General features: G+C 65.0%; 11 protein-coding genes. All 11 read right to left on the reverse strand.

Annotated features, from left to right (window positions below; all coding sequences use genetic code 11):
- Window positions 1-40: 40 nt before the first annotated feature.
- Window positions 41-1909, reverse strand: coding sequence for a potassium transporter Kup (locus tag PNAP_RS18740; protein ID WP_011803111.1), 1869 nt, complete (start codon window positions 1907-1909; stop codon window positions 41-43).
- 315 nt (window positions 1910-2224) lie between these two features.
- Window positions 2225-3520 carry a glutamate--cysteine ligase gene (gshA, locus tag PNAP_RS18745; RefSeq protein ID WP_011803112.1) on the reverse strand — a complete coding sequence of 432 codons (1296 nt, stop codon included), beginning with the start codon at window positions 3518-3520 and terminating at the stop codon, window positions 2225-2227.
- 229 nt (window positions 3521-3749) lie between these two features.
- Window positions 3750-5042, reverse strand: coding sequence for a glutamate-5-semialdehyde dehydrogenase (locus tag PNAP_RS18750; protein ID WP_011803113.1), 1293 nt, complete (start codon window positions 5040-5042; stop codon window positions 3750-3752).
- Between the two features lie 22 nt (window positions 5043-5064).
- The gene (locus PNAP_RS18755; protein WP_049763715.1) at window positions 5065-5703 is read right to left on the reverse strand and encodes a hemerythrin domain-containing protein; all 639 of its coding nucleotides are present in this window, start codon (window positions 5701-5703) and stop codon (window positions 5065-5067) included.
- A 1-nt stretch (window position 5704) separates the two neighbouring features.
- Window positions 5705-6109 (reverse strand): hypothetical protein, encoded by a 405-nt coding sequence (locus PNAP_RS18760; protein WP_011803115.1) that lies wholly within the window; start codon window positions 6107-6109, stop codon window positions 5705-5707.
- 64 nt (window positions 6110-6173) lie between these two features.
- Window positions 6174-6836, reverse strand: a complete 663-nt coding sequence (locus PNAP_RS18765) for a nitroreductase family protein (RefSeq protein WP_011803116.1) — start codon at window positions 6834-6836, stop codon at window positions 6174-6176.
- A gap of 50 nt (window positions 6837-6886) precedes the next feature.
- On the reverse strand, window positions 6887-10441 hold the full coding sequence (locus PNAP_RS18770; RefSeq protein ID WP_011803117.1) for an LAGLIDADG family homing endonuclease: 3555 nt from the start codon (window positions 10439-10441) through the stop codon (window positions 6887-6889).
- A gap of 290 nt (window positions 10442-10731) precedes the next feature.
- Complete coding sequence (locus tag PNAP_RS18775) at window positions 10732-11424, reverse strand: carbonic anhydrase (RefSeq protein ID WP_011803118.1); 693 nt, start codon at window positions 11422-11424, stop codon at window positions 10732-10734.
- Window positions 11421-12269 carry a peptidylprolyl isomerase gene (locus tag PNAP_RS18780; protein WP_011803119.1) on the reverse strand — a complete coding sequence of 283 codons (849 nt, stop codon included), beginning with the start codon at window positions 12267-12269 and terminating at the stop codon, window positions 11421-11423. Before PNAP_RS18780 ends, PNAP_RS18775 begins: the two co-directional genes overlap by 4 nt.
- The gene (gene narI, locus PNAP_RS18785; RefSeq protein WP_011803120.1) at window positions 12266-13060 is read right to left on the reverse strand and encodes a respiratory nitrate reductase subunit gamma; all 795 of its coding nucleotides are present in this window, start codon (window positions 13058-13060) and stop codon (window positions 12266-12268) included. The genes PNAP_RS18780 and narI overlap by 4 nt, the downstream gene beginning before the upstream one ends.
- The gene (gene narJ, locus PNAP_RS18790; protein ID WP_011803121.1) at window positions 13057-13764 is read right to left on the reverse strand and encodes a nitrate reductase molybdenum cofactor assembly chaperone; all 708 of its coding nucleotides are present in this window, start codon (window positions 13762-13764) and stop codon (window positions 13057-13059) included. The genes narI and narJ overlap by 4 nt, the downstream gene beginning before the upstream one ends.
- Between the last annotated feature and the right edge of the window lies 1 nt (window position 13765).

Raw genomic sequence — 13765 nt, forward strand, 5'->3', positions numbered from 1 at the left:
AGTGATCATGCCGGCCTTTTGCATTGACGTAGCGCTGTAATCAGATCTCGATCTTGCTGCCCAGCTCGACCACCGAGTTGTTCGGCAGGTTCAGGAAATCAGCCGCGCCACTGGCGTTGTGGTGCATCTGCGCAAACAGCTTTTCGCGCCAGGCCGCCATGCCGCTGCCGATGGTCGGAATCACCGTGTCGCGCGATAAAAAGTAACTCGTTGTCATGGGTTCGAGCTGGCAGCCCCGGTTTTTGATCTGCTGCAATGCCCTGGGCAGGTCCAGGTCGTTCTTGAAGCCGTAGTGAATGTTCACCTGCCAGCAGTCGTGGCCCAGCGACTCCACCTGCAGCCGCTTGTCCATGCCGATCCACGGCACCTCATGATTCACCACGGTGACAAACAGGTTTTGATCGTGCAGCACCTTGTTGTGCTTGAGGTTGTGCAGCATCGCGTTGGGCACGATGCCCGGCTCGGCGGTCATGAAGACGGCCGTGCCCTCGACCCGCAAGGGCGGGCTGACAAACACCGCATCCAGAAAACTCGACAGGTCAATCGCGTCGGTGCGCAGCTTTTCATTGAGGATTTGCCGGCCTTGCTTCCAGGTGATCATCAGCGTGAACACCGCGCCGCCAATCACCAGCGGGAACCAGCCGCCGGCGAACAGCTTCATCAGGTTGGACGCGAAAAATGCGAAATCGACGAGAAAAAACACGCTGGTGGCGGCAATGCACAGCGCCAGCGGGTACTTCCAGCCATAGCGAATCACGTAGAAGGTCAGGATGGTGGTGATCAGCATGTCGGTGCAGACCGCGATGCCGTAGGCCGCCGCCAGGTTGCTTGAAGAGCGAAACATCACCACCGCCAGCACAATGGTGACAAACAGGCCCCAGTTGACGAACGGCATGTAGATCTGGCCGGTGTCGCGAACGCTGGTGTGCAGGATGCGCAGCCGGGGCAAATAGCCCATCTGGATGGCCTGCTTGGTGACGCTGAAGGCGCCGGTGATCAGCGCCTGCGAGGCGATCACCGTGGCCAGCGTGGCCAGCACGACCAGCGGAATCAGGGCCCAGTCGGGCGCCATCAGGTAAAACGGGTTTTTGACCGCCGCCGGGTTGCTCAGCAGCAGCGCGCCCTGGCCGAAATAATTGAGCACCAGCGACGGCATGACCACCGAAAACCAGGCCAGCCGGATCGGCTTCTTGCCGAAGTGGCCGAGGTCGGCATACAACGCCTCGGCGCCGGTGACGCACAGCACCACGGCGCCCAGGATGATGAAGGTGATGCCGGGGTTTTCCCACATGAACATCAGCGCGTAATGCGGGCTGAGCGCAAACAGGATCTCCGGATGGGTCACGATCTGGGACACGCCCAGCAGCGCCAGCACCGCAAACCAGACGATGGTGATCGGGCCGAAGAACTTGCCGATGCCGGCCGTGCCGTGCTTTTGCATCGCAAACAGCCCAAACAAAATGACCAGCGTGGTGGGAATCACCGCCTTGGTGAAGGTGGGCGAAATCACCTCCAGGCCCTCGACCGCCGACAGCACGGAAATCGCCGGCGTGATGACGCCGTCGCCGTAGAACAGCGAGGTGCCGAAGATGCCGACCAGCAGCAGCACCTTGCGCAGCTCGGGCCGGTCCTGCACGGCGGTGGAGGCCAGCGCGAGCATGGCGATCAGCCCGCCCTCGCCGTTGTTGTCGGCGCGCAGCACCAGCGAGACGTATTTCAGCGAAACGATGACGGTCAGGGTCCAGAAGAAGATCGACAGGATGCCGTACACGTTGTCGGGGGTAAAGGGAACATGGCCGGAGCCGAAGACTTCCTTGATGGCATACAGGACGCTGGTGCCGATGTCGCCGTAAACAACGCCGATGGCGCCCACGGTCAGCACGGCAAGTGATGATTTTTGACTTGTCACAAAAACTGCCCGTCTGTGGAAATCGACCTGCCTTGAAAGCGGTCAACAGCGGCCAAGGCCGACGGAATGGTTATTTAAGGGACCGCTATTTTGCGCCCAGCCGACCCGCCCGCCATCAGGAAACACCCCCGGCTGGAAGAAACGCCGGTTTTGTTGCACTGCAACAACTCGCCCGACCGGCCCGTTGAGGCCAGCGCGCGGGCCGAACTGCAGGCAACGCGTTAGTTGCTATTCAATAAATAGCATCAAATGCCCACCAGATAAGCGCAAAAGGCCTATAAATCCATGAAATAGCGGATGAGGTGCCGAGCGCCTCTAGTCGTACACCTCGGCATCCGGATCGGTCGCTTCAAGCTCGTAGCTGGCCGCCAGCATGGCCAGCCGGGCGACGACGCCGTACATGTAAAAGCGGTTCGGGCCGCTGGAGCCGGGGATTTCACCCTTCTGCGGCAGGCGCCCGCTGTCTGAAAAGGCCAGCGGCTCGAAGCTGGCCCCGGGCGCGTTCAGGTTTTCATCGACGCCGCGCTCGGCATGCACGCGGTAAAAGCCGCCGACCACATAGCGGTCCATCATGTACACCACCGGCTCGGCCACGGCGCCCCCGATGCGCTCGTTGGTCAGCACGCCTTCCTGAATGATGATTTCAGTCAGCGGCTGGCCGTCCTTGGTCGTGCTCATCTTGTTTTTGGTCTTGCGGCTGAGCGTGTCCAGCTCCTTGGCGTCATGCACCGTCATGACGCCCATGCCGTAGGTGCCGTTGTCGGGCTTGACCATGACGAAGGGCTTTTCGTTGATGCCGTATTCCTTGTACTTGCGCCGGATTCGCGACAGCAGCGCATCGACATGCGTGCTCAAGCATTCCATGCCCCGGCCTTCCGGGAAATTGATGTCGTCGCACTGGGCAAACAGCGGATTGATCAGCCACGGGTCAATGCCGAGCAGCTTGCCAAAGCGCTTCGAAATCTCTTCGTAGGCCTTGAAATGGTTGGATTTTCGGCGCACCGTCCAGCCCGCGTGCAGCGGCGGCAGCAGGTGCTGCTCGTGCAGGTCTTCCAGAATGCCGGGAATGCCGGCCGACAGGTCGTTGTTGAGCAAAATGGTGCAGGGGTCGAAGTCCTTGAGCCCCAGGCGGCGGTCGGTGCGGATCAGGGGCTCGATCACCAGGCTCTCACCGCCCGGCAGCTGCATCATGGTCGGCTCCTTGATGTCGGCGCTCAGCGAGCCAAAACGCACGTTCAGGCCGGCCTGGTGAAAAATGCGCTTGAGCTGCACCACATTGGCAAGGTAAAACGGGTTGCGGGTGTGGTGTTCGGGCACCACCAGCAGGTTGCGCGCCTCGGGGCAAATCTTTTCAATCGCCGCCATGGCCGCCTGCACCGCCAGCGGCATCATCTGCGGCGTCAGGTTGTTCCAGCCGCCCGGAAACAGGTTGGTATCGACAGGCGCGAGCTTGAAGCCGGCATTGCGGATGTCCACCGAGCTGTAGAAAGGCGGCGTGTGCTCCATCCATTCGAGCCGGAACCAGCGCTCGATGGCCGGCGTGGTGTCCAGGATACGCTGTTCAAGCTCGTTGATGGGGCCGGTCAGGGCAGTAATGAGGTGCGGAACCATGCGGCCACTTTCGATGGGGGAATCGTTATTTTGTTCGGTTATCCCGAATTCTAGGGCTTATGAATCGCCCGATATCCGGCTTTCCCGCCAGAGGCGCAAACGGCCTCACGGCGGGCAAGGCGGGGAATCCTCACGAAAGATTGGGATGCAAGCGTCGCTTGCAAGTGCCACCCAGCGGCTTTCTCGGCCGGCATCCCGCCGGGCCGGTTTTCAGCGCATCTTCAACGTATCAGGTGCGGACTTCGCCCTGGCCCAGCACCACGTATTTCAGCGAGGTCAGGCCCTCGATGCCGACCGGCCCGCGCGCATGGAACTTGTCGGTGCTGATGCCGATTTCCGCGCCCAGGCCAAACTCGAAGCCGTCGGCAAAGCGCGTGCTGGCGTTGACCATCACGCTGGCCGAATCGACCTCGCGCAAAAACTGCTGGGCATGCATGTGGTCGCGCGTCAGGATGGCGTCGGTGTGGTGGCTGGAGTAGCGGTTGATGTGCGCAATCGCCTCTTCGACGCCGGACACGACCTTGATGCTGATGACCGGCGCCAGGTATTCCTCGTACCAGTCCTGCTCGCTGGCCGGAACGATGTTTGCTATTGATTCAATAGCTGGATGCGCATGCAGGATATGCGCTGCAGCCTCATCGCAGCGCATTTCAACGCCCTTGGCGGCGTAGATGGCGGCGATTTGCGGCAAAAACGCATCGGCCACGCCGCGTGCCACGAGCAGGCCCTCGGTGGCGTTGCACGGGCTGTATTTCTGCGTCTTGGCGTTGTCGGCGATTTTCACGGCCATGGCGATGTCGCACGGGTCATCGACATAGACATGGCAGTTGCCGTCCAGGTGCTTGATGACCGGCACCTTGGCATCGCGGCTGATGCGCTCGATCAGGCCCTTGCCGCCGCGCGGGATGATGACATCGACATACTGCGGCATGGCGATGAGCTGGCCGACGGCCTCGCGGTCGGTGGTGCCGACGAGCTGCACCGCGTCCGCCGGCAGGCCGGCTTGTTCGAGCGCCTGACGCACCAGAGCGGCCAGCGCCTTGTTCGACTCGATGGCCTCGGAGCCGCCGCGCAGGATGCAGGCGTTGCCGCTCTTGATGGCCAGCGATGCCGCTTCAATCGTCACGTTCGGGCGGCTTTCGTAAATCATGCCGAAGACGCCAATCGGCACGCGCATCTGGCCGACGCGGATGCCGCTGGGCTGCTCCTTCATACCGATGATCTCGCCGATCACGTCGGGCATGGCGGCGAGCTGCTCGCAGCCGAGCGCCACGGTTTCCAGGTCTTTGGCGCTGAGCTTGAGGCGGTCGAGCAGCGGCCCGGCCAGCCCGGCGGCGCTGGCCCGCTCCAGGTCGCGCTGGTTGGCCGCCTGCAGGCTTCCCAAGTTCTGGCGCAGCAGGGCGGCCAGGTTTTTCAATGCTCTGTTTTTGATAGCTGCCGGTGCACGCGCCACCTGCGCAGAAGCCGTTTTTGCCTGCAAACCGAGAGTCTGCATGTAGTCAGCGATGTTGAGGGCGTTCATGGGTCGGGCTTTCGTTCAAGGTTCAGGGCGCGTATTTTGCCTTCAACACGGCGCCGGCCTGCGGCTCCTGGGTTTTCGGCGCGACGCCCCGGCGCTGCATCATGTCTTCGCTCATGGCCTGGACCGCTTCAGGCAACAAGGTCGCCTGGGCGGCGGGATAGGCGCTGTTGTTTTCATCGTCGAGGTGCCGGCGGTACAGGGCGGCGAATTCGTCCAGCGCTGCGGTTTGTTCCGGCGTCAGCGGCGTCCAGCCCGAATCAAGGCTGTCGGCAATCGCCTGCAGCGTGCGGCGGGCCTCGATCCACGCCACTTCCATCTGCCGGTGGTCCTGCGCCAGCCGCCCGGCCAGTTCGCGCAGGGCCGCGTCCGGCCCGGCCAGCAGCGGCGGAAACACATGCAGCTCCTCGTCCTGGTGGTGCAGCGGCGCGGCCAGGTCGAAGTAGCGCATCACGTCGCGCGCGGCCTGGCGGGCCGGCTCGTCGCAGCCTTTGTCCAGAAGGTATTGCTGCAGTTTGGCCTGCAGCGCCAGCATGCGCTCGACGCGCTCGTGGCAGGCAGCCAGCATCTCGAACGGCGCTTCCAGCCCGGCGCCTGGTGCGCGGTGGCCGGGCAGCGCTACCTGGCGAATGGCGGGGCGGGCGGACGGCTTCGCGGCTGTCATGTCAGCCCAGTTGCACGGCCTGGCCCTGCGCGTCGAACGGAATGTAGCTGCTGATCTCGCCGCGCTTGATGGCCTCGACCATGCGCAGCAGCGGCGCCTCGGCGTCTTCGGAAGTCGGCGGCTTCCTGGCGGTTCCGGGCAGCGCGGCGGCGAACACGATGCGCCAGTCATGGCCGAACCCGGCGGACTCGGTGGCCAGTGCGGCAAAGCTGGTCAGCTCGTCGGGGCGCTTGTCCACGCACATCAGCGGCACCAGCGCGCCGCCCTGCCCGGCGGCAAAGCCTTCGCGCTGCTCTGGCGTCGCGTCCTCGGGCAGTTCGGCCCCGGCAAACACAAACAGCAGGCGCTGCGGCTCGGGCTGGGCGCGGGCGGCCTGCAAAAGATCGTCAAAACTCGAAATGGTCATGGAAAGCGTCCAGTCATGGAAAAAAAGAGGTGCCGGCAAAGGCGCGGCCCTGCCGGCAAGAAAACTAAAAAACTGTCGTGCCGCCATCGGGCGACAGGATGCTGACGTAATCGCCGGGCGAAGGCCGCGCATGCGGGGGCTTGCGCGACTGCGCCGTGCCCATGCTGACAAAGCACAGCGCATGCTCGCCCTCGACCAGGCCAAACAGCGCGCGCAGGCCGCCCGACTTGAGCGCCTTGCCGCTGGTCAGCGCCGAGCCGTACCCCATGGCGGTGGCCATGAGCAGCATGTTTTGCAGCGCGCAGCCGGCCGATATCATGCGCTCGAACAGGTCTATCTTCAGGTCGCCCCGGCGGCCATCGACCACCACCAGCATGAGCAACGGCGCACGGTGGGCTTTTTCCTGCGCCTGCGCCACCTGCTCGGGCGTGGCGGCGCTGTCGCGCTCCAGCAGCGCTTCGCCAAAGACATCGGCAAGCAGCCCGCGCGCATTCTGCGGCACCAGCACGAAGCGCCAGGGCAGCAGTTGCCCATGGTCGGGCGCGGCGGACGCGGCGTTCAGGATCGCCTCCAGTTCCGGCCGGGTGGGGCCGGCCCCGCCCAGCCGCCTGGGCAGGATGGTCTGTCGCGACTGCATGAGCAAGGCGGCCATCGACGGCAGGTCGCCCTCGGCCAGGGCATGGTGAAGCGGCGCGGCGGGCTCAAGGGGCGAGGCAGCAAAAGTCATCGTGTTTTACCTTTCACCAGCAGGTTCATCGCGTTCATCGGCGCTGCGGTTCACCCGCAGGTGCCCAGGTGGCCGCACTGGGTGCAGTAATCGCAGCCGTCCTTGCGGATCACCGCATGGGCGCCGCATTCGCTGCATTTCTTGCCGGCCATGACCGGCGGCGCCAGGCTGGAGGCGACCTGCACGGGCTCGGCCGGCGCCAGGCTCAGGGCCGACTGGGCCGCGCGCCGGGCGATGATATTTTGCACCGCGTAGGCAATCGCCGCCACCTCGGAGTCGTGCCACAGCGGCACGCGCGTGCCGTCGGCTTTTTCGTAGGTGCCCAGCCGCACCGGGCCACGGTCCCAGGCGACCTTGCGCATGTCGCTGAGCGCGCGCTCCAGGAAGCCGCCGCGCGCGGCCAGCGACAGCATGCGCATGCTGGAGGTGATCCATTGCTGCGACTCGCCGCTCTGCCCGACCGGCATGAAGAACTCGATGGCGCGCTCGACCGTGCCCGAGCCGCTGGCACTGGGCACCGGCAAAAACGACACCACGATGTACAGCGTCTTGTGGCCTTCCTGGGTCCAGTATTCGACCTTTTCGGCGACCGCCGACAGCGCGCCCTTGGGCCGGCTTTCGATCACCGTGCGCATCGGGTCCATCGGCGCCGGCGCCGCTGCGGCCGGCGTGGCGTCGGGACTCGCGTGGGTTTCGAGCACCGCGCCCAAAATGGCGTTGGGCCGGTAGGTCGCCAGGCCCTTGAGCCCGGCGCGCCAGGCCTGGTGGTAGAGGCTCTTGAAGTCGCCGTAGGGGTAGTCGGCCGGCACGTTGACGGTCTTGGAAATCGCCGTGTCGATGAAGGGCTGCACCGCCTGCATCATGGCGATGTGGCTGGTCGCCGACATGTCGAGCGCCGAGACAAAGTAGCCGGGCAGCTTGTTCACGTCGCCGCCCAGTTCGCGGTACAGCCGCCAGGCGTGGTCCTCGACCGCGTATTCGGTGGTGCTGCCGTCGGACTCGCGCTTTTTGCGCTTGTACATCCACGAAAACGCCGGCTCGATGCCGTTGGAGGCATTGTCGGCAAAGGCCAGGCTGACCGTGCCGGTGGGCGCAATCGACAGCAGGTGGCTGTTGCGTATGCCATGGGCGCGAATCGCCTGCTGCAACGCGGCCGGCAGGCGGCTGGCAAAGGTGCCGGTGGCCAGGTAGCCGTTGGCGTCGAACTTGGGGAAAGCGCCCTTTTCCTTCGCCAGCTCGCTTGATGCGGCGTAGGCGGCATCGCGCATGCGCACGGCAATGCGGGCTGCCATGTCGCGGCCTTCGGGGGCGTCGTAGCGCAGGCGCAGCATGGCCAGCGCATTGCCCAGGCCGGTGAAGCCGACGCCGATGCGGCGCTTGGCGCTGGATTCGGTCTGCTGCTGCGGCAGCGGCCAGAAGGTCACTTCGAGCACGTTGTCGAGCGCGCGCACCTGCGTCGCCACGGACGCCTCGAAGGCTTCGAAGTCGAACTCAGGCTCGCCGCCGAAGCCGAACGGATGGCGCACGAAGCGCGTCAGGATGATGGGGCCGAGGTCGCAGCAGCCGTAGGGCGGAAGTGGCTGCTCGCCACATTGCCCGGTGACGAGGCCATTGAAGATGACGGTGTTGCCGTCCGGCTGGGTCGTGTCATAGACCGGCTCCACGCCAGCGGGCTCGATGGCGGTGATGGTGGCGGCAAAGCGCTGGGTCTTGACGAGTGCCTTGTCGGCGACCCAGGCGTCGTACTTCTCGCGCTTGGCGGGAAGCAGGAAGCCGATCTCGCGCATGAAGGCTTCGCGCGATTCGCCGTCGACGATCAGCTCGTGCTGGGTCTGGCAGAGGTAGTCGCGCTGTCCGCCCTGGCCATCTGGCAAGCTGCGCGGGCCAGCTTCGCGCCGCTCGTGGATGCGCGAGAACACGCCGAAGTTGGCCAGCAGCACCTGCACGTCCTGCAGCAGCGGCCGGTGACTGGACGACAAGCGCACCGAGCAGCTCTGGCTGTTCGATGACACGTTGACCGTCCCGTCGGTCTGGAAGAGGCCTTGCAGATAGCCGCGCATGCAGGCTTCGCTGCCCCGCCAGACCACTTCGGGCACCTCCAGCTTGGTCTCTCCATTGAAACCGTAACCGTCCAGCACGCGGACCAGCATGGTCGAGCGGATGAAGACCATGTTGCGCTCCGCAACGGCGACGGGCTTGACGAGGTAGTCGCGCGGTGCCAGCGACGTGCCGGCGATCAGCGCGTTGACGGAACCGGCAATGTCATCGGCGAGCTGGCGCTCTTCGCCCCACAGGCTGATGACTGCCGCCTGCTCGTCCTTGCCGCGATTCGTGAAGTGCCCGTCGCCCGTGATCAGCCCGATGAGCAGGCCCAGCGCCCCGCTGCCCTGGGCGCCGAACTGGCCTTTGCCCGACTGCACCCACAACTCGTCACCGGCTTTCAGCTCCGACAGCTTGAGCTTGCCTCGGGCCGTGTAGAACTCGTGCCAGGCCGTTGCCTTGATCTGGTAGCCCTCGGCCGTGGTGACCTTGAAGACCTCGGCTTGCCCCGCGCTCAGAAATGCCGGTACGGCCGCCCGAGTGACGGTGCCGCGCCTATCCTCGCCCAGCGCGCGGCGGTCCACCGTGCAGTCCAGCGCGCCGCCGTTGGCCTGCAGCCAGCCGATGGGCACGAGGCCGTGCTGCGTCGCCAGTCGCGTGTCGGCGGTCACGCACGGATTGGTCGCGGCAATCGCCTCGCAGTAGCGCAGGTTGTTGTCCGTATTGATGTTGTCCAGAAACAAGATGCCGGGCTCGGCGAAGTCGTAGGCCGAGCGCATCACGGTGTCCCACATCTCGCGCGCCGCCACGGTCTGGTAGACCCACAGGCCGTCGGCGCGCTGGAAGGCGCCCTTGGCCATCAGCGCGGCGCCGGGCTTGGCCTTGTGCACCAGCTCCCACGGCTGGTCGTCGTTCAGCGCCTGCATGAAGCCGTCCGACATGCCGACCGACACGTTGAAATTGTTCCAGCGGCCGGGCGTGCGCTTGGCGGTGATGAACTCGTGCACATCGGGGTGGTCGATGCGCAGCACGCCCATCTGCGCGCCGCGCCGCGCGCCGGCGCTCTCGACCGTCGAGCACGACTGGTCGAAGACGTTGATGTAGCTGCATGGCCCGGAAGCCATCGACGCGGTGGCCTTGACCTCGGCGCCGCGCGGGCGGATGCGCGAGAAGTCGTAGCCGACGCCGCCGCCGCGCCGCATGGTTTCGGCGGCCTCGCGCAGCGCTTCGTAAATGCCGGGGTAGCCACCGTCATCGACGCCCTGGATGCAGTCGCCGACCGGCTGCACGAAACAGTTAATCAGCGTGGCCTGAATCGCCGTGCCCGCCGCGCTCATGATGCGGCCCGCGCCAATCGCGCCGGCGTGCAGATTCTCCAGGAACAGCGCCTCGTGCTTTTCGCGCTCGGCGGGCAGCTCGACCGACGCCAGCGCCCGCGCCACGCGCCGGTACACGTCTTCGACGCCGCTCTCACCGGGCTTGAGGTACTTTTCCTTCAGCACGTCATGGCTGATGGGCTGGGTGGCGGTCAGGTCTTGCGGCCGGCCGAAATGTTCGCGCTTCATGGGTGTGCTTCCTTGGGAAAGGCTGCGGAGCGAACAGCGCCGGGCAGCCGTTGTGTGGAGTCCTGGAGCGGTCGCGCCTTGGCAAAGAAGCCGCGATTTCCCGCTCGGGAAGAATAGACCTTTTTTTGCAGACGAATCCCAAAAAAGTCCCGCCTTGTTTCAATTTTTCAAGCGTTTTAATGGCTTTGCGCACAGTTGGACTGCATAAGCAGCTATTAAAAACATAGCACCATTCAGACACTGGGGTTTTTCAGCGCGGCGCCGTCTGCGGCAGTCTGGCGGCCGCCCGCTCAGTTCGAAATGACCTGCCCGTCGTGCTCGACATACGGCTGATAAGGCCCGGTGCCGCAATTCGAGGCCAGCGAAGCAGGCACGAAATCGCCTTTCTGGGCATCGAAGATGTGGATTTCGCCCTCCTCGATCACGTAATGCCAGCCGTGCAGCGTGAGCGTTCCGGCCTCCACCGCGCGCCGCACCATCGGGTAGTCGAGCAGCCGCTCCAGCTGCAGCACCACCGAGCGCTGCTCGGTGCGGCGCAGCGCCTCGGGGCTGGGCTGCACCGGCAGCAGGGCTTCCTGCACCAGCCTGAGCCAGGCCCTCAAGGCCACGGCCTCGTCAGGCACGCCTTCATAGGCCGCCCGGATGCCGCCGCACTGGCTGTGGCCGCAAACCACGATGCGCTCGACCTTCAGGCTCAGGACGGCGTACTCGATGGCCGCCGTGGTGCCGTGCAGGCCGTGCGAGCCGCCGTAGGGCGGAATGAACGCGCCTACATTTCGGACAATGAACAGCTCGCCCGGCCCGGTGCCGGTCAGCAGGTAAGGCACCAGCCGCGAGTCCGAGCAGCCGATGAACAGCGTCTTGGGGTGCTGGCCCTGCGACACCAGATCCTGAAAGCGCTGCTGGTGCCTGGGAAAGTAATCCGACTTGAAACGCCGCAAACGCAGCAGCAGCTCGTCCGTGGTTGCGGCGCTTTGCGTCATTGCACCAGCGGCGAATCGGCCCCTTCGAGGGCGATGCCCTCGACCAGCGCTTCGCCGATCAGCAGGCTCATGTACTGGTGCAGCGCGCGGGCGCGCGACTGCACGGCCAGCAGCGTGGCGATGCGCTCGCGCACTTCGGCGTAGGCGGGAGTCTTGCCGGCGCGGCGGTTGAGCACCTCGATGATGTGAAAGCCGAAACGCGTGTGGATCAGGCGCGGATGCACGCCCATGCCCCATTGCGAGTGCTTCTGGTGAAACAGCTCGTTGGCCAGCTCGGGCGCGCAGTCGTCCGGGCCGACCCAGCCCAGGTCGCCACCCTGGGCGCTGGTCGGGCAGTTCGAGAGTTCGGCGGCCAGCTGGACAAAGCGCTCGGGCGAAGCGTCCTTGCGGGTCAGCTCCAGCAGGGCTTTTTCAGCATGGATGGTCAGCGCATGCACGTTGACGCCGGGCGTGACGGCAAACAAAATGTGCCGCACATGCAGCGCCTGGCCGACCATGAACTGCGACGGATTGGCCTCGTAATAGCGCTGGCATTCGTCTTCGTTGGGCTGGGGGCTGCTCACTTCGCCGTCCACCATGGCCTCGATAACCTGGCGCTCGGCTTCGCCCAGTTCGGGCGCGCTCAGGGTTTTATGGCGCGGCAGCAGGCCTTTCATCACCGCATGCTGGCGCAGCAGTTCGGAATAGGCCAGCTCGCGCAACGCATCGGCGCCGGGCCGCTGTCCGGGCGCATGCAAGGCGATGCCGTTGATAAAAGCATCAGGCACAGCCGCCTGCTCCGTGGTGCCGGCGCACTGGCAGGTGCTGCTGCCGCAGCCGGTGACGGTGGACGTTTGTGCATTCATGAGAATTTACCTTGGGGCTTCACGAGAGGTTTTGAAGGCTGGCTGACGGTCTGGGCGGCTTGCGCGTCCTGCGGCTGCTGGCGCGATGCGGCCTGGCGTGTCACGCCCAGGCGGCGGCTGCGCACGACCTGATAAGGGCGCAGCACGTAGCCGACCGAGGCAAAGCCGCTCCACACATGCACCAGCCGGGTGAACGGGAAGATCAGGAAAATCGACATGCCCAGGAACATGTGCATCTTGAAGACAAAACCGGCTTCGGCCAGCATCTCGGGCGCACCGGGCTGCAAGGTCACGATGTGCTGCGCCCAGCCGGCCAGCCGCATCATCATGCTGCCGTCCAGGTGCTGCGCCGACAGCGGAATCGTCGCCAGGCCCAGCGCCAGCTGCAGCCACAGCAGCACGAGCAGCACGATGTCGCTGGTCTTGGAGTTGATGCGGATGCGCTCGTCAAGCAGGCGGCGGTGCAGCAGGATGCTCACGCCGACAAAGCCCAGCAGGCCGAACAATCCGCCCGAGACCATCGCCACCAGCTGCTTGGCGCCGGCGCTGATGAAGGACTCGTACAGGAAGTGCGGCGTGAGCATGCCGAAGCTGTGGCCGAAGAACAAAAACAGCACGCCCACATGGAACAAATTGCTGCCCCAGCGCAACTGGCCGGCGCGCAGCAGCTGCGACGAGTCGCTCTTCCAGGTGTACTGGTCGCGGTCGAAGCGGATCAGGCTGCCGAGCAGGAACACCGCCAGGCAGATGTAGGGATAAATCCCAAACAGAAAGTCGTTCAGCGCGGTCATGCTTGCGCTCCTTGGGCGGGACGTGCCTGGCGCTGGGCCTTGGGCACGATGTGGATGGGTTGTGGCTGGTCGGGTTTGGACTGGCCCTTGGACGAGCAGCCGTCGAACACGACCGGCTCCTGCCAGACGGCGTCGATGGACTCTTCGGCGGCGATCTCGACCGGCGAGGCCTTCTCGCCGGCCAGCTCCAGCAGGGCGCCCAGCACGCAGGCATAGGCGCTTTGGCGTTGCTGCAGCGCCGCGAAGATGGCATTGAAGATATGCGCCATCTCGGCCAGGAACTCGCGCGCCTCGCGCGGCGGCTGGGTGGAAGTAAATTCGAGCACCACCGGCAAGAAGTCGGGCAGCTCGCCCTCGCCCAGGTACATGCCGGCCTTTTCATAGGTCTGGGCCAGGTCGATCATCGCCGGACCCCGGTCGCGCGAGTCGCCATGCACATGCTCGAACAGGTGCAGCGAGGTGGCGCGGCCCCGGTCGAAGAGTTCGACATAGTCGGATTCGACTTCCAGCGCTTCCTTGCGCTGCAGCGTGTCGATCAGCGCGTCGAGTTCGGCCAGCCGCTGGGCCGGCAGGGCTTTTTCGCCGTGCAGCGCGCCGCGCATATCGGCCAGGTGGCCGCGCAGTTCGGCATCCGGGTAAGACAGCAGGCGCGCCAGCACGCGCAGGGTTTTCGTCGCCTTGGGAAGGTTGTTGAACAGTGCCATG

It is taken from the genome of Polaromonas naphthalenivorans CJ2, assembly GCF_000015505.1.
Classification (GTDB): Bacteria; Pseudomonadota; Gammaproteobacteria; order Burkholderiales; family Burkholderiaceae_C; genus Polaromonas; species Polaromonas naphthalenivorans.

Coding starts and splice junctions, on each gene's coding strand:
- PNAP_RS18775 (WP_011803118.1), bottom strand. CDS start 11,424: ATGACGCAAAGCGCCGCAACCACGGACGAGCTGCTGCTGCGTTTGCGG.
- PNAP_RS18750 (WP_011803113.1), bottom strand. CDS start 5,042: ATGAACGCCCTCAACATCGCTGACTACATGCAGACTCTCGGTTTGCAG.
- PNAP_RS18765 (WP_011803116.1), bottom strand. CDS start 6,836: ATGACTTTTGCTGCCTCGCCCCTTGAGCCCGCCGCGCCGCTTCACCAT.
- PNAP_RS18780 (WP_011803119.1), bottom strand. CDS start 12,269: ATGAATGCACAAACGTCCACCGTCACCGGCTGCGGCAGCAGCACCTGC.
- PNAP_RS18755 (WP_049763715.1), bottom strand. CDS start 5,703: ATGACAGCCGCGAAGCCGTCCGCCCGCCCCGCCATTCGCCAGGTAGCG.
- narI (WP_011803120.1), bottom strand. CDS start 13,060: ATGACCGCGCTGAACGACTTTCTGTTTGGGATTTATCCCTACATCTGC.
- PNAP_RS18770 (WP_011803117.1), bottom strand. CDS start 10,441: ATGAAGCGCGAACATTTCGGCCGGCCGCAAGACCTGACCGCCACCCAG.
- PNAP_RS18760 (WP_011803115.1), bottom strand. CDS start 6,109: ATGACCATTTCGAGTTTTGACGATCTTTTGCAGGCCGCCCGCGCCCAG.
- gshA (WP_011803112.1), bottom strand. CDS start 3,520: ATGGTTCCGCACCTCATTACTGCCCTGACCGGCCCCATCAACGAGCTT.
- narJ (WP_011803121.1), bottom strand. CDS start 13,764: ATGGCACTGTTCAACAACCTTCCCAAGGCGACGAAAACCCTGCGCGTG.